At 55.9% G+C, this 19,117-nt stretch carries 12 protein-coding genes; 6 read left to right on the top strand and 6 right to left on the bottom strand.

The genetic code is table 11. The features are described 5' to 3' along the window. The 5 genes from AACY98_RS10735 to AACY98_RS10715 all read left to right on the top strand — a co-directional run. A partial coding sequence (locus AACY98_RS10735; protein ID WP_339804905.1) for a DUF2345 domain-containing protein occupies positions 1 to 620 on the top strand: 620 nt, incomplete at its 5' end. Positions 621 to 677: 57 nt separating this feature from the next. Further along, positions 678 to 2,765 (top strand): phospholipase D-like domain-containing protein, encoded by a 2,088-nt coding sequence (locus AACY98_RS10730; protein WP_339804903.1) that lies wholly within the window; start codon positions 678 to 680, stop codon positions 2,763 to 2,765. A gap of 9 nt (positions 2,766 to 2,774) precedes the next feature. Beyond that, positions 2,775 to 3,965 carry a DUF6396 domain-containing protein gene (locus tag AACY98_RS10725; protein ID WP_339804901.1) on the top strand — a complete coding sequence of 397 codons (1,191 nt, stop codon included), beginning with the start codon at positions 2,775 to 2,777 and terminating at the stop codon, positions 3,963 to 3,965. A gap of 65 nt (positions 3,966 to 4,030) precedes the next feature. Continuing rightward, positions 4,031 to 5,128, top strand: coding sequence for a DUF6396 domain-containing protein (locus AACY98_RS10720; protein WP_339804900.1), 1,098 nt, complete (start codon positions 4,031 to 4,033; stop codon positions 5,126 to 5,128). A 251-nt stretch (positions 5,129 to 5,379) separates the two neighbouring features. Continuing rightward, positions 5,380 to 6,282 carry a hypothetical protein gene (locus AACY98_RS10715; RefSeq protein WP_339804898.1) on the top strand — a complete coding sequence of 301 codons (903 nt, stop codon included), beginning with the start codon at positions 5,380 to 5,382 and terminating at the stop codon, positions 6,280 to 6,282. Positions 6,283 to 6,697: 415 nt separating this feature from the next. Here AACY98_RS10715 and AACY98_RS10710 read toward each other — a convergent pair whose 3' ends face one another. From AACY98_RS10710 to tssH, 6 genes are all read right to left on the bottom strand, one after another. Then, on the bottom strand, positions 6,698 to 7,570 hold the full coding sequence (locus AACY98_RS10710; RefSeq protein WP_339804896.1) for a hypothetical protein: 873 nt from the start codon (positions 7,568 to 7,570) through the stop codon (positions 6,698 to 6,700). A 146-nt stretch (positions 7,571 to 7,716) separates the two neighbouring features. Continuing rightward, positions 7,717 to 11,505, bottom strand: coding sequence for a type VI secretion system membrane subunit TssM (gene tssM / locus AACY98_RS10705; RefSeq protein ID WP_339804894.1), 3,789 nt, complete (start codon positions 11,503 to 11,505; stop codon positions 7,717 to 7,719). Positions 11,506 to 11,537: 32 nt separating this feature from the next. Then, positions 11,538 to 13,004 (bottom strand): type VI secretion system protein TssA, encoded by a 1,467-nt coding sequence (gene tssA, locus AACY98_RS10700; protein ID WP_339804893.1) that lies wholly within the window; start codon positions 13,002 to 13,004, stop codon positions 11,538 to 11,540. Further along, a complete protein-coding gene (gene vasI / locus AACY98_RS10695) occupies positions 12,992 to 13,690 on the bottom strand; it encodes a type VI secretion system-associated protein VasI (protein ID WP_339804891.1) in 699 nt (232 codons plus the stop codon). The genes tssA and vasI overlap by 13 nt, the downstream gene beginning before the upstream one ends. Next, complete coding sequence (locus AACY98_RS10690) at positions 13,687 to 15,261, bottom strand: sigma-54 dependent transcriptional regulator (RefSeq protein ID WP_339804889.1); 1,575 nt, start codon at positions 15,259 to 15,261, stop codon at positions 13,687 to 13,689. Before AACY98_RS10690 ends, vasI begins: the two co-directional genes overlap by 4 nt. A 20-nt stretch (positions 15,262 to 15,281) precedes the next feature. After that, positions 15,282 to 18,077, bottom strand: coding sequence for a type VI secretion system ATPase TssH (tssH, locus tag AACY98_RS10685; RefSeq protein ID WP_339804887.1), 2,796 nt, complete (start codon positions 18,075 to 18,077; stop codon positions 15,282 to 15,284). Positions 18,078 to 18,524: 447 nt separating this feature from the next. On the opposite strand from tssH, the gene tssB reads away from it, so the two are divergent. Next, complete coding sequence (gene tssB, locus AACY98_RS10680) at positions 18,525 to 19,064, top strand: type VI secretion system contractile sheath small subunit (RefSeq protein WP_126979944.1); 540 nt, start codon at positions 18,525 to 18,527, stop codon at positions 19,062 to 19,064. The last annotated feature ends 53 nt before the right edge of the window (positions 19,065 to 19,117 follow it).

Genomic DNA, 19,117 nt, shown 5'->3' with positions numbered 1-19,117 from the left:
AGAACAACGTGGAATTGTTTGCCAACAAGAAGATGCAGATCGTGTCCACGGAAGACAAGGTGGAGGTGGCAGCGGAGAAGGAGATCTTGCTGACATCAGGAGGGGCTTATATCAAGATCTGTGACGGGCATATTTACATGCATGCGCCAGGCATTATTGAATTCAAGGCCAGCAGTTTTCCGTTTAAAGGGCCGACTTCGCTCAATGTGAACTATGATCTGCCCAAGATGGAGTTTGATCCGGTTGACTTTAAACAGCAGGCCGCGTTTATTGTTTCATCGCACCCGCAGGGCAAAGGGCTGCTTTATAAGGGCGAGCCGTACAAGCTGTATAAAGACGGCGCCCTGATTCAAGAAGGGCTCACTGACGATAAAGCCGCTATTGTGTATGACCTGGAAGAGGGCGCCAAATACCAGGTGGAACTGATCAGCGGGCATACGTTTGATGTTGAGCAGATGGAGCCAACTGAAGACCGCCAGGAAATTCTGGCACGTTCTTTGGGGCAGATGGGGTTCCGTTACTACGAGGACCATGTCGGCAGCGATTCACAGGATGCCGTACTGACTCAAGCAGAGCAGGTGATCACGCGCTATTTGAACCGCAAGCCCCAAAGCAAGTGATTTCAATTTGATTTAATTTGCATAAACAGAATAATTTTCAATTTAGGAGCATTGATAATGCCAATGTCAGATGAAACCAGTAACCGGCGCAAACGCATTGATAACGGTGCCAGCCAGCAGAAGATCAACTCGGGCAGCGTTGTTAATAATGTGCTGCCATGGTATCTCAGCCGGGCGCAATATCCGGTGCGCAATGGAAATGAATTGACGCCTTACCTTTGCGGGGCAGAAATTTTTGCAGCCGTGGCAGATTCAATCAAAAATGCCAAAAGCTCTGTTGACATTGTGGCCTGGGGGTTTGATCCGGCAATGCCGATTGTGCGTAATAACGCTGAATATTCACGTGACTATTCGGTGTGGGAGTCGCGCTATATCAATGGCGTGCAAACGGGGGTTGCGTCAAATTATTCACCCTGGCGCAAGCAGGACACATACGGTCATATTCTGCTGCATGCGCTCAGAGACAACCCCGATTTGCGTATCCGTGTGGTCGTCTGGTACTGCCGGTTCCGTCCCGGTTATAACCTGGCGGGCAACATCATCGGAATGCCCAGCACTTCAGGCAGCTATTCTAAAATGGACCGGCTCGATGCAAAAATTGAAAAAGATACCGGGTATGTATCTTCTGACTTTAGCAAAAACAGTCCTTTGCATTTACGTTCCCGGCATCCTGATGCACAGGCTTATTCCAAACAGTGGTTTGACTTTGTTCGAAATACGAAAACAAATCCTGATTACCCCTTTCTAGACCGTCTGGCCTTTTGTTTCAGGGCTATTGATTCCACTACCGTGCGCGAGGAAGACCCTTTTGTGGGCGCTGAATCAACAGGTATCTGGGCCATGCCTTCAGACCACCAGAAAATGATTCTGGTTGATTTTGATGACAACGACAAGCGGCACGGTTATGTCATGGGGCATAACGGCATTACGTGTTACTGGAGCGAATTTCCGTTTGTCCACCGTGATGTGCGCAGCGAGATGGATTTCGCACCGTACCACGATTTTTCAATGAGAGTGCGCGGCCCGCTGCTGATTGACATGAACGAGAATTTCTGCGATGCCTGGGCCAGCCGTTTTACTTTCAAGGGCACCGGTCCGCTGGGCAAAATCAGCATGCATGAAAGGCGTGCGCTTGAAGCGGAAGATGCTGAAGTTTTGCGTGCCAACCGTCGCCAGCATTATGAGGAAATCAGCAACAATACCACCAATACCTGGACGGCGCGGGGCCAAATTGTGCGAACCCTGCCCACGCATGAATTTGACGGCGCTCAGGAAAAAGAGGTGAAAGACGCCTACCTGCAGGTCACCCGCCATGCAGAGAATTATATTTTTATCGTCAACCAGTACTGCCAGTATTCCAAGCTGGCGCGTCATATCAAATACTGGTGGAAGCAGCGGCGCGACAAAGGCTACACCGGCAACCTATACATATTCATGGGCACCTGCAAGCCCGAGCGTGATGCGCAGGTGTTCCGGGCACAGCAGATGGCCAATGAACTGGGCGTGGGGCTGCAGTTTCCGGTGGCCGAGCATGAAATGTATTACGATGACGAAGATGACCCGCGTCGCCAGCGCGACAAAAATTTTTATGAGAATAATCCCGACTGGGCTTTCCAGCAGGGCGGGCCTGAGAGCGACCGCACGCGCTATGGTGATACGATGAACGCTGAAGAGCGGAAAATTCCGCGCAGCGAACTGGAGGCGATGGGCATTTTCCCGGTGTTTTTCATGTTTTATACCAAAATTCCAAGCAATGGTTCTTCCCTTGAAAGCAAATTGGCGCAGCAGGTGTATGTGCACGCCAAGCTGATGGTACAGGACGATGTGTTCATGACGCTGGGCTCGAGCAACCTCAACATCCGCAGTATGGCGGTGGATTCAGAGATGAACCTGATCACCGACCACATTGATACCGCACAGTTTTACCGGTGTAATTTGTGGAAGGCTTATTGCGATTTGCCAGTATCAGAAGAGTTTCCGAATCATCAAAAGACTTTAGAGCAAGATGATGTAGAGGGCATTTATAAAAGACTTAAGATTACGGCAGAGGATAACCATGAACGTATTAAGAATAGAGCGCCTATACAAGGACTGATTTCCAAGTTTGAGGATACCCGTGACACCAGCGCGATCCGGGTTGGCTAGGGACATACCATGCACATGACATCTATCCGTGCCTCACGCTCTACCCGCCTTGCGTTTTATTGGTTTTTACTGGCCTGCTTTATGGCCGTATCAGGCGCATTCATTGCGCCAGCAGCATATTCAAAGGAAACACCGACCATGACCCCGGGAATGACAAGCAACCAGGTAGCCCAGAAAGACATTGCGCGCATATTCGGCGAGGCCAAACCGTTTGACGCCAAACGCAGCGCGGACAATCTGCGCGCCAGTTGCAGGCAGTGGGCTGAGCCGGCAGCGCCCGACCCGGCATCGCACGAATGGTACCGTGCGGCAACCACGCTGCACGCAATCAAATACCGCACGATAGAGCAGCACCAGCAGATGCTGATTTTGTACGAAGCGGCAGCGCGGCGCGGGCACTACCTGGCAATGAAAAACCTGACGATTGTCTACAGCGAAGGCGCACTGGTGCGTGGCGGACGATTCAAGCCGGAGCCGGAAAAAGCGCGTGCGTGGATCAACGCCGGGCTGGAGCGTGAATGGCCGGGTGCACTGGAATGGGTGGCGACCGCGATGCTTGAGGGCAGCGCCGGATTCAGCCGCGACAGCAAACTGGGATGGGCGTATATGCAGCAGGCGGCAGACCTGGGCGTAGCGCTGGCGCAGTATCAGTTGGGATTGAATTACGGCGACAGACTTAAGCAACTGGAGCAGGAGAACGCGCTGATGGACTGTGCGGCAGCGCAGAACCTGTCGGCGGCGTTATATAACCGGGCAGTGCATAGTAAAATTTTTGGAAGGTCTGCTGAAGCGTTGGAACTATATCAGCGAACATTAATGGCGGGCGGGCCTAAAGGTGCAGATGCAGGCTATGTGATGTTTGGCGCGTTTGTTGAAAATTCAGGTAGCGGTCTAGAATTAAAAACATCTCCAGATGAAAGCAGGAAAAATGCCTATAGGGAATTGGAGAGAGCTTTGGCAGGCGGATCAGGCAAAGACGGCAATACCTTCTTGCGCTTTCCCCGGCTGAATGAGGTGCTGCCGCTGCCACCGGCAAAGATGCCACCATGGAAAGGCATTTATTCAGCGATGTCGCCAGATGACGCGAAGTACTATCGCAACCCGCCGAGCCCGCAGACTTACATCAACGACATTCGCCGTTCTGGCGGGTATCTGGTCAGTGATGACTACCTGAGCAAGCCGGTGCTGGGGGTTGACTGAATTTGATCATGCGCTTCGTCCATTCCTTTTGGAGAAAATGGCTGCTTGGTGCAAGTGTCACGTGTATGTTGTGCTTGCCGATGGGTATTGCCTATTGTGAGCCGCTAAATCAGGCTATGCAGACCACGCAGAAAGACATTGTCCAAAATATTGCACACCTGTTCGGTGAAGCCAAACCGTTTGATGCCAAGCGCAGCGCGGACGATTTGCGCACCAGTTGCCGGCAGTGGATAGAACCGGCAGCGCCCGACCCGGCGTCGCATGAATGGTACCGTGCAGCGACCACGCTGCATGCGATCAAATACCGCACGATAGAACAGCACCAGCAGATGCTGATTTTGTACGAAGCGGCAGCGCGGCGCGGACACTATCTGGCGATGAAAAACCTGACGATTGTCTACAGCGAAGGCGCACTGGTGCGTGGCGGACGATTCAAGCCGGAGCCGGAAAAAGCGCGTGCGTGGATCAATGCCGGGCTGGAGCGTGAATGGCCGGGTGCACTGGAATGGGTGGCGACCGCGATGCTTGAAGGCAGCGCTGGATTCAGCCGCGACAGCAAACTGGGATGGGCGTATATGCAACAGGCGGCAGACCTGGGTGTGGCGCTGGCGCAGTATCAGTTGGGATTGAATTACGGCGACAGACTTAAGCAATTGGAGCAGGAGAGCGCGTTGATGGACTGTGCAGCAGTGCAGAACCAGTCGGCAGCGTTATATAACCGGGCGATTTATTACGAGATACATAATAATCCATTGAAGGTATTGGAAATGTATCAACGAGCATTAATGGCGGGTGGGCCCAAAGGTGCTGATGCCGCAAATGCGCTTTGGGGCGCATTTGTGAAAGATTCATATGATCAACAACTGTTGCAGACCGCTCCTGATGAGGCCAGAAAAAATGCCTATAGGGAATTAGACAGGGCTTTGGCAGGCGGTTCAGGCAAAGACGGCAATACCTTCTTGCGCTTTCCCCGGCTGAATGAGGTGCTGCCGTTGCCACCGGCAAAGATGCCGCCATGGAAAGGCATTTATTCGGCGATGTCGCCCGATGATGCCGCGTATTACCAGAACCCACCACCGGCAGAATTCTATATTGAAGAAGTTCGTCGGGCCGGGTACATGGTGCCGGACGGGTATTTGAGTCAGCCGGTTCCTGAGCGCTGATGCGCAAGGGCATGTATCCAGAGCGGATGATTTCGGTTTTTTCAAAGAGGTTGGGGCTGGCGTTGCTGCATTGCGGCGCTGGCGTGTGGCCCGGTTATCAGCCTGATTTCAGCCTAACTGTCAGCTTGAAGTCGCCCCTGTGGTTGCTGCGGGTGTTGCTGTTGGCGCCGAATTGAAAATGGATGGCTGTTGGCGGGTATGGGGTTGATGATGGCCCTGACAGTAAGCTCTGGGGTGTGTGAAGCTGGTTGATGCCACGGTGCAAAGGGAGTGAAGTGTTGGCGGATGGTTTTCGTTTGAATGAGCATACGGGCTACCTGGAGATACCTGTAAGCAGGGTGGCAGAAGGGGTGGCGTATGCAGAGCAGCGCGGGTTTGGTCGTATCCGGGTGATGAATCCGGTGGGTGGCGATAGTTGCGACCATGTGGCGCTGGATGTTTCGGCGCTGGCGGGGCAGCACTTTATTGAGGCGCTGGATATTGGAGAAGGCGTCCATATTAAAAGGACGGATTTTTCACCGTTGTATGCGCTGAAGAATTTGAAGATGCTGTGCATGGCGTATGTCAAAGGCGCGGTTGATTTTTGCGCAATGCAGGGGCTGGAGACGCTTTATATCACGGGAGCCTCAGCCGAAATGGAGCCGCTGGTGTTGCCAAAGTTGAAGCGCCTGCTGCTGGTCAGTGTGAAGAATACGGATTGTTCTTTTTTGTCGCAGTTGGCCGGGCTGGAGGATTTGCGGATCAGCGGGGGGCGCTTTGTGTCGCTGGACGGGCTTGCCGGTTTGCACAAGCTGACGTCGCTGAGGCTGGACCACTGCCCGAAGCTGGCGGATGTTTCGGCGGTGAATGCGGTGCAGGGCTTGTCTGACCTGTATGTTGAAAAGTGCAAGCTGCTGCATGATTTTTCTTTTCTGGCGGGCCATGAGGGTATTGAGTCGCTTTTTGTTTCGGAGCTGGATTCGGTGGCGTTTGTGCCGGCGATGCCCAGGTTACGGGCGCTGCATTTCTGGAGTGTGAAGGATGGTGATCTGAGCAGCCTTGGTGATGCGGTTTCATTGGAGGAGGTGGCGTTTTTCCCGCAGAAGCGGCATTACTCGCATACACAGGAACAGGTGAATGCATGGCTGGAGGAGAGGAAGCATGGCAGGGGTTAGGTTGCCGTACGCTGGCTGGTGTGTGGGATGTGGTGCGCGATATGTGCAGTGCAGGGTATGAGGATGTATAAAGTGCGGCAAGCCGGCAGTGATGCCGGCTTGTTGTCATATCAGGTGGGGGCGGCAGGGGGCAACAGGGTGCAGTAAAAGAGTGGCAGTTATCATGGCCAGCCCAGGCCGATTTGCAGTTTGTGTTGTTGCAATGTGCAGGCCGCTACCGCTCATAAGAAATACGGATGATACGGGGCCTGCTCATGATGATGCACTCTAGGTTCAAGCCGCAAAATGTATGGTTGTGATGAGCGCTTTTAGAGGTCGCTTTTATGGATGATGTTGCTAAAACAGGCATCCTTATGGGGATGCCTGTTTGTTAAGCAGTTGTCAGCCAGTTTTGTTTATGTGAGCAACGGGCTGTTTATGTTGCTGCTGGTGTTGGTGCTGCGGGTGCGGTAATTTTCTGTACCAGTTCGGCCAGTTGTGCACCGTCGTTGGCGATGGCAGGGAAGAAGTCGGTGGTGAGTTCCATGTTGTATTCGCATTCGATGACGTCTTTGCCTTCCACCTGGGTGGTGACGGGGTGCGCCGAGACGCCCAGCGACGCTGCAAATGCGTTGAGTACCGGGTTGGTGGTGAGCAGGGTGTAGAAGATGTCAAACGGGGCTTTGTCGGAGGTTTCCCACACGCGTTTGGAGTAGGTGGAGGCAAGGTCTGGCAGCAGGCAGATGTTGATGAGGTCAATCTGTGCTTCGCTCAGCGGGTTGTTTTCGGAGACTTTGCCGGCGTCTTTGCGAATGATTTGCTGCGCTTGCTCGTGGCCGTACAGGGCTGCCAGCGCGGTGATGACCAGCGGGTTGCCGGGCTCGAGTTTGTACTGGGCGGCATTGGCCAGTATTTCGTTGCGTACCTGGGCGGCGGATTCGTCGGGCTTGAGCGCGGTGAGACGGCGCTGCAGGAACCAGATGAACGGGATGGATTCGCGCAGTTTGTGCTCGGCTCCGTTGCAGAACGGGGTGACCAGGCTGAATTTGTGGTCAAGCAGGAAGGTGGAGTCGGTTTGTGCTTTTTTGTAGAATTTGTCGATGAGCTTGACTTCGGTGGCGACGCTTTCGAGCATTTCTTCCATGCGCTGCCCGCGCAGGAGTTTGTCGGTGAGCAGGGTCAGTATCGGGCTGACGTGGCAGCCGGCTTCATCGGCGCTGCGTGCAGTGTCGACCCCCTGTGTGGTTCTGAGGGTGATGTGGTTGCGTATTTCGCTGACGAGTTTTTTGTCTAACAGATAGATTTTCATGTGTGTGTTGTCCTTGGCGTTTCGGGCGTTTACCGAGCTATAAGCGCTGTCTCACAACCGCACCTCCAACCGCGGGTGGGCGGTTGGGGCGGTGGTGGTGAGGCTGGTTGTGTTCCATGGGTTTTGCAGTGGCCGGCGGTTATGGGTTATGGCTGTGTGGCCGCTGCTGTGCTTGCCGTAGTTGCAGGGGTAGCGGTCAGCTCGTTGTTGAGCAGCGTTCTGGGCAGGCTGAAACCATGGAATACTTTCTGGGTGAACGGGTTGTTGGTTTTTTCTGAGGAGACGCGGTAGCGCATGGTGCCGCTGCCGACCTTGAAGCTCAGGTCAACCGAGGTGGCGCTGGCACCGGTGAGCTGCGCATTGCTGAGCAGGCGGTACAGCCCCCACGGGCCGCGGTAGCTGATTTCGGAGCTGCCGCCGCCGCTGTTAACCAGCGTGAGTTTGCTGGTGGCGCCTTCACTCAGGGTGTTTGGCCAGATCAGCCCAACCGTGGTGCTGGGACCGTGGCGGTAGGGGATGAGCTGCCCGTCGACGTTGAGGATACTGGTGCGGCTGGTGGCAGTCATGCCCAGCGGCTGTACCGTGAACTGGACGTTGAGCGCACCGCGGTTGTTGAAGAAGGTGTCGCGGATGCGGTTGGCGGCTTCCAGTTGTGTGAGCACATCGGTGCGTACCAGGTACTGGCCCTGTCCTTCGGAGTACAGGGCGTTGAGGTTATCACGCAGGAATACGTTGAGGTATTTGTCGGTGAAGTTCTGCAACATGCCTTGCGGGCCGAAGAATTTTTCAAAGTCGTCCAGCGCGACGTCCTGCCGGCTGTTGGGGTTGAACGGATAGCGTGAGGCCAGGCGTTCGTTGTAGAAGCTGTAGATTTCGGAATCCCAGCGTTTTTCAAGCTCGCGCAGGGCTTCAATCATGAGGACCTGTTGCGACTGCTGCGCCAGTTTGGCCACGTGGCGGTTCATGGGCTCGGGCAGGCCTACAGCAATGCGCTGCAGGTTGGAGATGGGGTCGCTGCCTTTGAGCGAGAAGCGGTCCAGCACGGCCTGCAGGGCGGTTCTGCCGCGGTCGGGGCTGTCTTGTACGACTTTGAGGTATTCGTACAGGGCGCCTACCGAGCGGATGACGTCGTCGTAAGAGGAGGCCTGTCCGTTGTTGCTGACCAGCATGGCCGCAAGCGGATCGAACGCACGTGTAATGCGTTGTGCATTGACTTGCAGTGTGGTTTGCGGCAGCGCTGCAGCGTTGGCTGCTGTGACGGCGGCTGTGGCATTGCCTGAGTCGGGTTTGGCGCTGTTGCCGGCTGCTGCGGCAGCTCCCGGTACGCTTGCAGGCAGTTGTACCGGCGCGTAGATGACGCTGTTGTCGTGCACGGTTTCGAGCAGGCGGCGGAATGGTGCTGCTGGGCCGATGACGGTGTCGAGCACGGTGACGCCTTGCTGGATGTCTTTGAAGTCGCTGACTTCAAACTGGTTGAGCGCACGGCGCCAACTGTCGATGTAGTCGGTGGTGTAGAGCGTGTTGATGCGCTCGCTGAGGATTTGCTTGTCGGCATCGGAGTAGTTGATGCTGTCGCGCTCACCCAGTACCCACTGGTCGATCATGGCGAGTTCGGTCACGTCTTTGCTTTGCGGCTCGAAGTATTCGCGGAAGCCCCGTGCCGTGAGCAGTGCGTCGAGCAGCAGCGGCTGCGAGGTGGAGTCATAGATGACGGTGTAGGCATTGACCGAGGGGTCGCTGGAGGACGCCACGGCAATGGGGGTGAAGACCAGGTCAAATGACGGTCCGATTTCGTTGCGCAGGTCCAGCGGGTTGCTCAGTGTGTCGCGTGCGGTGGCCTTCATGGTCATGTACACGCGCTGTTGCAGCGGTATCTGGCGCAGTATCTGCTGGATGTGGCGTATTTTGCCCTGGTACTGGGGCAGGTCGGCCTGTGCGTACAGCATGGCGTAACGCAGGTGGTTCATCAGGTCGTTTTGGACCACGCCGTCTGTCGGGTAGACGGTTTGCCACTGGCGGCCCATCCAGTTTTCCACCATGGCGGGGCGGCGGTTCTGGCGGTCTTCGATCATGCGGTAGATGCGAAGTGCGGCCATTTGTGCATCGCTGCCCTGCGGTACGCTGTCCATGGTGTTGATGAGGCCGGCGGCCAGCGAGGGCAGGAAGCGCTTGGAGAGCAGTTGCAGGTAGGCTTCGTCCACTTTGGGGCCGATGACACGGCCTTCGTACAGGCCCATGTCTTCAACGGCGGGCCAGGCTTCGCGGTAGTCGCCGAAGATGGCAACGGCTTCGCGGATCTGATTCAGCGGTTGCAGCAGGTTCTTGCCGGTGGTGTCGACGCTGGTGTCGATGTAGGCGCGGCTGAATTCTTCTGTCTGCGCGAGCACGCGGGCAGCCTTGTCGCTGTTAATGGTGTAGTAGATTTGCCAGCCGCCAATAATGAGCAGCGTGGCAAGGCCAGCTACAACGCCGTTGGCAATGAGGATTTTGCGTTTGTGGGAGATGACTTTGACGTTGTCTCCGGCCAGCCCGGCTTCCGGATAGATGATGTCACGGAAGAGTTTCTGGGCAAAGTAGATCAGTCCGCGCGAGGTTTCTTTGGCCTGCGGAATCAGGCGCGAAAGGCCGTAGGTTTTGGCTGCGGCGTTGACAAAGGCGTTGGACAAGAGCCCCTGCTGGTAGACCGAGGAGAAGTAAACGCCGCGCACCAGTGCCGGGGTGGAGTAGCTGTCGCTGCCGAGCATTTCGGTCAGGAAACCGACCAGCATGTCGCGCATGCCGGCCAACTGGTTGATGAAGGAGAACAGGCGTTCGCGCTCTTCCAGCGTGTGCGGCAGGCCGATGGCGTCGAATACCTGCTCGTTCAGTCGTGCTACAAAGGCATCGTAATCGACGATGAATTCTTCCAGCCAGGCATCAAAGTGGTTGACGGATTTGAGTGTGAAGGTGAATCCGAAGATTTCTTCACGCACCGAGCGGGGCAGTTTTTCAAAGAATTCGTTAAAGCCGTCAATCAGGTCAAACTTGGTCAGTACCAGATACAGCGGCAAGCGGGTGCCGAGTTTCTTGCTGAGCTCAAACAGGCGCGCACGCAGCAGGATGGCCAGTGTTTTGCGGTCGCTGGGCGACTGGTTGAGCAGCGATGAGAGGTCGATGACCAGGATGATGCCGTTGAGCGGCCGGCGGCTGCGGTTGCGGTCAAGCCAGTCAATCAGGTTGTCCCACAGGCGTTTGGTCAGGCCGGTGGGCAGCGCATTGGGGTTGCGCAGGGCGGATTCCTGGGCAGAGATGTTTTGTTCTGCCAGTGTGGGCTTGGCGCTGTCGTTGCCTTCGGGGTCTGATTGGCTGATGATTTCACCGGGCGGGTCAATCAGCACGGCTTCGTTGCCGACCCACCAGTCCAGCGAGTAGGCCAGGAACGGGTCTTTGGCAGTTTTGCGCACGCCGGCTTTGACCACGCCGGTCAGGGAGAAGTTCTGGTTGGAGCGGTTGGTCAGGCTGGTTTTGCCGGAGCCTTCCTGGCCCAGTACCAGATACCAGGGGAGTTTATAGAGAAAGTCTTTGTTGAGGTTGTTGGCCTTGAGGACTTCCAGGTTGGAGTCCAGCAGGCGTTCCTGTGCCTGCAGATAAGGCAGGCAGGGGTCGAGTTCAACCGCTTCTTCGTATTTGCGTTCGCTGGCGAGTTTTTGGTATTTTTTGCGGGTGGATACAGTCCACCACAGCAGCGGAATGATAAACAGGATAACGGTGGCCGTGATGCGCGACCAGAAGCCTTCGAGCGGCCTGGAGCCGCCGATCTGCCATTTCGGCCCGAGCCACCAGATGGCAATGAGCAGCAGCAGTAGAGCCAGCGCAAATAAAAACGGCAGCGACACTTTGAATTGCCGGACTGCAGGGAGTAACCACCGTTTGAGATAACTGATTAATCTACTCATTGCTGATATTTCCTTTTTCCTGTATGTCGTTGTTATGTGTTATCTGCTTGTGGGAGAACCTGTTGATACAACTCGGGTTCCCATTGAGAAGCAAGTGTTGAAATCATTAAGTTTTCTATGCGCCGCTCGAGTTCTTCTGACAGCCATGTCAGGCCGCGCTCGCGCATCAGGTCGGCGGTGATTTTCATGATGTGGCATTGCTGCCGCACCGACTGCTGCCCTGACTGTAGTTGTTGCAGGGTTTGCAGTACCGATTCGACGCCTTCATTGTTCATTTGCTCGCTGAGTTGCTGCTGTAGTTCGGCAAAGTCGGTGTTAATAGCCGGCGCTGCGGGCTCTGCCGATGCGGTGGGTGCCGGCGCACTGATCCAGGCATGGGTTTGTTCGTCGACAAAGGGCTGGCCGTCGCTGAACTGCAGTTCAAGCAGCATGGGTATGCGGCGGATAAAGCGCACGGTAGCCAGGCGGATCGCTTCGGCGGCTTCGTTCATGTCCAGCCGGGTGGCAATGGTGTAGGCCAGGTAGCTGCCTTTGAACCAGTAGATGCTGGAGGTGACGCTTTTTTCAACGCGTTGCAGCAGTGCCGGGTCGATGCGGTTGCTGTCGATGGCTTCCTGATAGCTGTGTGCTGTTTCGGCCGCAATGGGCATGAGCTCGGTGATGCGGTCGCGTTTGATGATGGGCGTGGAGGTGATGTGCGCCCACAATGCATAACGGCGGATCATGTAGCCGACGGGGTCGTAAGCGTCCTGCGCGTTGGCGATTTCGGCAATGGCCAGCAGCGTTTTGCGGGTTTCTCTTTCGTTGCTGGCAGACAGCGGGCCGCTGCTGTGGCTGGAAGCAAAAAATTCAGAGCTGAGTGTTTTGCCGCCTTGCTGGTTGGGCGAGGCTTTCGGTGCATTGGCTGAGGGCTGCGGGGCGCTGATGAGGGCAGCGGTTTTTTTCAGCATGGACGCCAGCGTGTCCTGCGTTGCTGTATTGAAGCCCTGCTTTGCAAGCACGGCCTGGAAGTGTTCCAGTGCCTGTGCGGCCGCCTGCAGCGCTGTTTTGTCCTGCTCTTTGCCGCCGGCGAGCTCCTCAAAGGTGTTTTTGATCCGGTCGGTCAGTGTGGTGATGAGCTTGCGTTTGTGCGGCACGCCTTTGGCCCCGGGTTTGGGGTAACCGCTTTCCAGGTAGGTATCGGTAAAGCCGGCCAGCAGTGCGCAGGCGTTGCTCCAGGCGGCCCAGGTGCGTTTTCTCAGCCAGCAGTTGATCAGGTGCCCCACCACGCGCAGGTGCTTGCACTGCGTGCTCAGATAGGTTTTGGCGTTTGTTTCGACATAGTCCCAGTCGATGGTGCTGTTTTGCAGCCCGCCGAGCTTGATCATCTCGTCGTCAAGCTTGAGATAGATTTCATTGTCTTCGTCGAACAGCCCCTCCGGCTGCTTGCCTTCAATGGGGGCGAGCAGCGACAGGATCATTGGATTGGGCGTTGCCGCGGGGGCGCTTACCAGTGACATGCCTCACGCTCCCGGTTGATGTGTTGTGCCAGGCCCGTGGTGTCGAACACGAGGCCGTTTAAAAGTTCTTCGTCGCTTTCAACGCTCAGGCGCTGCCCGTAGCCCAGGCGCCGTACCAGGTCAATGGCGTGCAGGCCTCTGCCGGCATCGACCACTTCGCCTGAATGCATGACCTGCCAGGTGCTCTGGGGGCCGATGGGCTTGCCGTCAATCAGCAGCCGCACGCGGATGACGTTGCGCTGCACGGGCTGGGCGGTGACAAATTGCAGCCGGGTGATGTTGGTCAGGCAACTGACGGTGAGATAGGGGCGCGGCGGGATGGAGCCGAGCGCCGGGGCCGAGATAACGACCTGGGTGCCGCCATCGGGTTCGGGCGCTTCCGAAATGATGAAGCGGCTGTCTTCCGCGGGGCGGTTGGCTTCGTTGTTTTGCACCAGTTGCATGATGGGTGAGTGCTGCGGGCTGGTGCTGATGGCCGGGCGGCCTGCATCGATGACGGCAGGGGTGCCCGCCACTTTGTCAAAACAGGCCAGGCGCTCCAGTGAGGAGCGGATCTGGGTGCAGTCCTGCAGGGTCAGTGTTGCGTTGGCTGGTGCTGCACCGGCTGGCGTTGTGCCGGCGGCCGGCTGGGCCGGCGCTGCCAGCGGCAGCAATGCAAGTAAAGTGATGGTCAGTGTTTTTTTCATTTGGAGTCAATTCCTAAGTTCCAGCGCTGGCATTTACGGGCAAGGGTGCGTTTGGGTATGCCCAGGCTGTCTGCGGCCAGTTGCCTGGATCCGTTGGACATGCTCAGACGCATGCGAATGAGCAATTGTTCAAAATGGTCTAATGCGGCGGGTAGATTGTTGGTTCGCAGCAATGCTTCCAGGTCCTGCGGGCTGGGCATGTCCACAGCGCTGGGGTCGGGCATTTTGTGGATGGCCGACCCTTCTATTTTGTTGAGCACAGAACCGACGGTTTCTCTGGTGATCATGGAGGCGGTCGTGGTTCTTTCACAGGCCGCCAGTATCAGGTATTTCAGCTCACGCACGTTGCCGGGAAAGTCGTACAGGCGAAACAGGTCGATGGCCGAGACTTCAATGCCGGCAATGTGGCGCTGGTGGTCGCTGTTGTACTGCTGGATCAGGTACCAGCACAGCGGGCTGATATCGACCGCGCGCTGGCGCAGCGGCGGCAGCTCGAGCAAGGCCTGCCGGATGCGGAAGTACAGGTCTTCGCGGAACAGCCCCTGTTTGATCAGCTCGGGCAGCGGTTTGTTGGTGGCGCAGATCAGGCGGAAGTCGCTGGTCTGTTCCTGGTTGCTGCCCACAGGGCGGTATTTTTTTTCGTTCAGCAGGCGCAGCAGCGAGACCTGAAGGGCGATTGGCATGTCGCCAATTTCGTCCAGAAACAGGGTGCCGCCGTTTGCCGCTGCAACCAGCCCGGCGCGCAGTTGTGCGCCGGTGAATGCGCCTTTGACGCTGCCAAAGAGTTCAGATTCGATCAGGTCTTTGGAGATGGCTGCGCAATTGACGGGCACAAACGGTGCCGTGCCACGCGGCGAGGTTTTATGGATCAGTGAAGCGACATGGTCTTTACCGACACCGGTTTCTCCGGTGATGAGCACAGACAAGGAGGAGTTGGCCAGGTCGAGTATTTCCGAGCGGATGCGCTTGGTTGACGGGCTGGAGCCGACGTACTCGGTCATGACAAAACGCCGTGCCTGTTCTTCGACTTTTTTCTCCAACCGTTCCTGTAAAAAAGCCTGTTCGGCGCGAGCCGTTTTGTCTTGCAGGATGTTGGTGGTCAGGCTGGAAAAAAGCTGGGTGAAGATGGGGATCAGCTCGGACCACAGCGTATCCTGGCTCCAGGCTTCAATGTGGGGACGCGGGCCGCGGGCGGCCAGGATGCCAAGCGCCTTTTTTTTCTGATCGAAAATGGGAAAAACGACAAGCGCGTCGCCGAAGGTGCCGCAGCTGCGGAACTGTTCAAACCCTATGCCCACATCGATCAGGCGGGCCATGGTGTTGATAAAGCATTTTTTGCCGCTGATGAGCGCGTAGACCAATGGGTTGTTGATTTCATCCATGGAAACGCAGGGATAGTCGGCCGAATTGCCATGGCTGCATGCCAGCGGCAGCAGCTCATTGTGAGACGCGGGGCGCTGGAAGACCATGATATGGCCGCTTTCCAGCGAGTCGGAAGCGTTTTGGACAAAAGCGGTAGCCAGCTCACCAATGCTGTTGGTCGAGGTGAGTTTTTTAACAATGCTGAGCATGGCTGATGTGTCCATGGGGCTTACAACACGCTGTTTTCTATGATGGCGGTAAAGTTCTGGCCGTCCCAGTCGAGTGTGGCTTTGGTGAAGGTTTCTCCTGTGGCCAGTTGCTGCAATATGCTCATGGACAACGGCGGCAGCAGCTCGCCGTCGATCGAGGCGTCGAGCATGCGGGCGCCGTTTTCGTGGCGGATACAGCGTGATTTCAGTTCGTCCTTGGCTGCGGCCAGCACTTCCAGGTTGGCCTTGTAGCGGTTGAAGACCTGTTTGGATATGGCCGTGAGGCGCATGTCAACAATCTGTGCCAGTACGTCTTCATCCAGATGGTTGAAAGGCACCACCTGCATACGCGCGAGCAGTGCGGGCTTGAAAAACTGCATGAGTTTTTTGCGCAGCTCGGTCTGGTCGGGTGTTTGCAGGCCATCGTCCACCGAGTCAAACCCGATGTTGGAGGTGAGGAAGAACAGGATGTTTTTGCAGTCGATCAGGCGGCCTTCGCCATCGGCAATTTCGCCTTTGTCGAACGCCTGGTAAAAGATGTTCAGGACTTCGGGGTGGGCTTTTTCCACTTCGTCCAGCAGCACGACGGAATAGGGTTTTTGGCGGATGGCTTCGGTCAGAATGCCGCCTTCGCCATAGCCGACATATCCCGGCGGCGAGCCCAGCAGGCGTGAAACGGTGTGTTTCTCCTGATACTCGGACATGTTGATGGAGGTGAGGAATTGCAGGCCGCCAAAAAATTCGTCGGCAATCACGCGCGCTGCTTCGGTTTTGCCCACGCCGCTGGGGCCGACCAGCAGAAACACGCCCAACGGTGTGCCGGGACGGCGCAGGTCGGCGGTGGAGGTGAGCAGGTGGCGGTGGATGTGGTCGATGGCCACGTCCTGCCCCTTGACGCGCTCGGCCAGAATGGCAGGCATGCGTTTGAGCCGTTCCATGCGGTCATGGGAGATGGTGGTGGCCGGAATGCCGGTCCAGTCGGCAATGACCTGTGCAATCTGCTCTTTGCCCACATCGGCGTGCACCAGTGCATCGCGCTGTTGCAGTTGTGCCAGTTCTTCCACTTTGGCGGCAAGGTCCTGGTTGGCCTCTTCTGCCGTGGCTTGCGGCGCCGGGCTGGTTGCGTCTGCGGCGGCTGGCGTGTCCGTATGGGTATTGGTATCAGTAGTAGGGTCAGTATCGGTTGGCGCAGCAACAGCAGGCTCAGCGGCTGGCTCTGCGCTGTGTTCAGCGGCCTGTGCACTGGCTGTTTGTTCTGCACGGGTTTGCTGGGCGGTTTCATCCGGCTGTTTTGCTGCGGCTTCGTTTTCTGTGATCTGGGCGCGCAGGGCCAGTATGTCTTCGACCAGTGATTTTTGTTTTTGCCAGGCCTGCTCTAAATGGATTTTCTTTTCATGCACTTTGACCAAAGCGGCAGACAGGTAGTCGAGCCGGGAGGCGTCAACCTTACGGCCCATTTTGCGGTCACGCTCCAGCAGGTCGAATTCGGATCTGATCTGCTGCTCTTCATGTTCAAACGCCGACAGGCGCCGTGGCGGCTCGGCCAGTGCGGTGGCGACGCGAGCGCTGGCGGTGTCCAGCACGTCAATGGCTTTATCGGGCAACTGCCGCCCGGAAAGGAAGCGCGCCGACATGTCTACCGCGGCCAGTATGGCGTCATCACTGATGTAAACGTGGTGCGCCTGTTCGTAGGTGTTGCGCAGCCCGCGCATGATGTGCACGGCCTGTTCCAGTGTCGGTTCGTTGACTTTGACGAGCTGGAAGCGGCGTGAGAGCGCGGGGTCTTTTTCAAAGTATTTTTTGTATTCTGACCAGGTGGTGGCTGCAATGGTGCGCAGCTCACCGCGTGCCAGCGCGGGTTTGAGCAGGTTGGCCGCATCGCTGCCGCCGGCGGCATTGCCTGCGCCGATCAGGGTGTGCGCCTCATCAATGAACAGAATCATCGGCCGTGGCGAGTTCTTGACTTCGTCAATGACGGCTTTGAGGCGTTTTTCAAATTCGCCCTTGACCGCTGCACCGGCTTGCAGTGCGCCCAGGTCAAGCCCCCACAGCGCCACACCTTGCAGCAGCTTGGGCACACGGTCTTCGACAATGCGCAGTGCCAGCCCTTCAACCAGTGCGCTTTTGCCCACGCCCGCGTCACCCACCACAATCGGGTTGTTTTTGCGGCGGCGGGTCAGGATATCGATCATCTGGTCGATTTCGACATCGCGGCACAGTACCGGGTCAATGCGGCCCTGGCGCGCTTGCTCGGTGAAGTCGTGGCCGAATTTCTTCAGCGCGGATTCGGCTTCGCTGACGACATTTTTGCTGTCGCTGGTTTTGTTTTCCTGCGCAGGCTGCTCAGAGGTTTCGGCAAACAGTTTGTTAAAGTCTTTGCGCAGCGCTTCCCGGTTGATCGGCTCAAAAATCTGTATGGCTGCCAGCGGCAGGTAGCGTGCTGAATTGAGCAGGGTGGCCAGCACCAGTACGCCGCTGCGGATTTGCTGGTGACCCAGTTCCATTGAGCCCAGTGTCCAGGCTTCCTGAATCATTTCAATGAGCAGGGGCGAGAAGCTGGGGTACTGGTTGATGTTTTCGCGCTGGTTGACAAACGCGCTCGCGAGCGCCTGGCGGACTTCGTCGGTATCGATGCCTGCATATTTGAGCAGCATGCGAAAGTCGCCTACCGGGTTGTCCAGCAGCGTGAAGAGCCAGTGTGCGACAGTGACTTCTCCGCCTTGTTGTGAGATGCACAGGCTGGAGGCCTGTTCCAGGGCCAGGCGGGATTCAGCATTCAGGTGATTGAACAGCGCCTCTAAATCGACTCGTATCATAGTTATATATATGTAAACTGATCATTGCATTTCTTATTAAGGGCATAAATATGTAAAAAAAATATATGTATACCCTCATGTTTCTGTCACAAATGTCTCCTGTTAACTACACACCTAAGCCCTTACTGTCTAAATGGTTAAATATAACGCGACCAACAGAAGTGACAAAAATGGCAAACCCTCAAAACATTGGCAAACAAAATGACAGAAACTGCTGAAAACAAAATCAAGAAAATGACAAAAATGACATAAAAGGATCGTTGCAAACGCGATCCAGACACGTTTTCCAAGCGTATCAGGGCTACACTATATAAGCTTGAATTCAATTTTGGAAGTACCTTTGGATTTACTCTGATTAGTGGTTGTTGTGAAATTCTTTTGTAGTATGATCACTCCGCTATTCGCAATTTTTCGTGGGCCTTTATCAAAATAAGTAAGGAGTAATCCATGGCAATATATTCGGGATCAGTTGCGCCCAAAGAGAGAATTAACATTCGCTTTATTCCGGCAACTGGTGATCAGCAAGCAGAAATAGAATTACCCTTGAAGGTGTTGGTCACAGGGGATTTTAAGGGGCATGCAGAGGATACCCCGCTGGGTGAAAGAACATCTGTTCGGGTGGACAAAGACACGTTCAATGATGTGCTGAAAAAATCGGAAGTCAAGCTGCAGATGGAAGTGCCATCCACGTTGAGCGATGATGCTGACGCCAGCCTGGCAGTGAATTTGAAGTTCGAATCGATTAAAGATTTTGGCCCGGATGCCGTGGCACAGCAGATTCCCGAGCTGAAAAAGCTGCTTGAATTGCGTGAAGCGCTGGTTGCGCTGAAAGGGCCTTTGGGCAACGTTCCGAATTTCAGAAAAACAATTCAGCATCTGCTGACAGACGACAAGGCACGTGCCGAGCTTGCCAAGGAGCTTGACCTGGTGATTGACGACGGCAAGAAGACGCCGCCTGCCGGAAAACCTGGCGATTCTAAGAAGTAACAACAGCACGTGAGTGCATGGTTACTCTGTCGGTAAGCATACAAAAGAGGATT

It is taken from the genome of Saezia sanguinis (assembly GCF_963921665.1).
GTDB lineage: Bacteria > Pseudomonadota > Gammaproteobacteria > Burkholderiales > Burkholderiaceae_C > Saezia > Saezia sanguinis.
The sequence above is the reverse complement of the archived record's forward strand: the minus strand, read 5'-3'. Positions and strand labels throughout refer to the sequence as shown.

Coding starts and splice junctions, on each gene's coding strand:
- AACY98_RS10720 (WP_339804900.1), top strand. CDS start 4,031: ATGTTGTGCTTGCCGATGGGTATTGCCTATTGTGAGCCGCTAAATCAG.
- AACY98_RS10710 (WP_339804896.1), bottom strand. CDS start 7,570: ATGAAAATCTATCTGTTAGACAAAAAACTCGTCAGCGAAATACGCAAC.
- tssM (WP_339804894.1), bottom strand. CDS start 11,505: ATGAGTAGATTAATCAGTTATCTCAAACGGTGGTTACTCCCTGCAGTC.
- AACY98_RS10715 (WP_339804898.1), top strand. CDS start 5,380: ATGCCACGGTGCAAAGGGAGTGAAGTGTTGGCGGATGGTTTTCGTTTG.
- AACY98_RS10690 (WP_339804889.1), bottom strand. CDS start 15,261: ATGCTCAGCATTGTTAAAAAACTCACCTCGACCAACAGCATTGGTGAG.
- AACY98_RS10725 (WP_339804901.1), top strand. CDS start 2,775: ATGCACATGACATCTATCCGTGCCTCACGCTCTACCCGCCTTGCGTTT.
- vasI (WP_339804891.1), bottom strand. CDS start 13,690: ATGAAAAAAACACTGACCATCACTTTACTTGCATTGCTGCCGCTGGCA.
- tssB (WP_126979944.1), top strand. CDS start 18,525: ATGGCAATATATTCGGGATCAGTTGCGCCCAAAGAGAGAATTAACATT.
- AACY98_RS10730 (WP_339804903.1), top strand. CDS start 678: ATGCCAATGTCAGATGAAACCAGTAACCGGCGCAAACGCATTGATAAC.
- tssA (WP_339804893.1), bottom strand. CDS start 13,004: ATGTCACTGGTAAGCGCCCCCGCGGCAACGCCCAATCCAATGATCCTG.
- tssH (WP_339804887.1), bottom strand. CDS start 18,077: ATGATACGAGTCGATTTAGAGGCGCTGTTCAATCACCTGAATGCTGAA.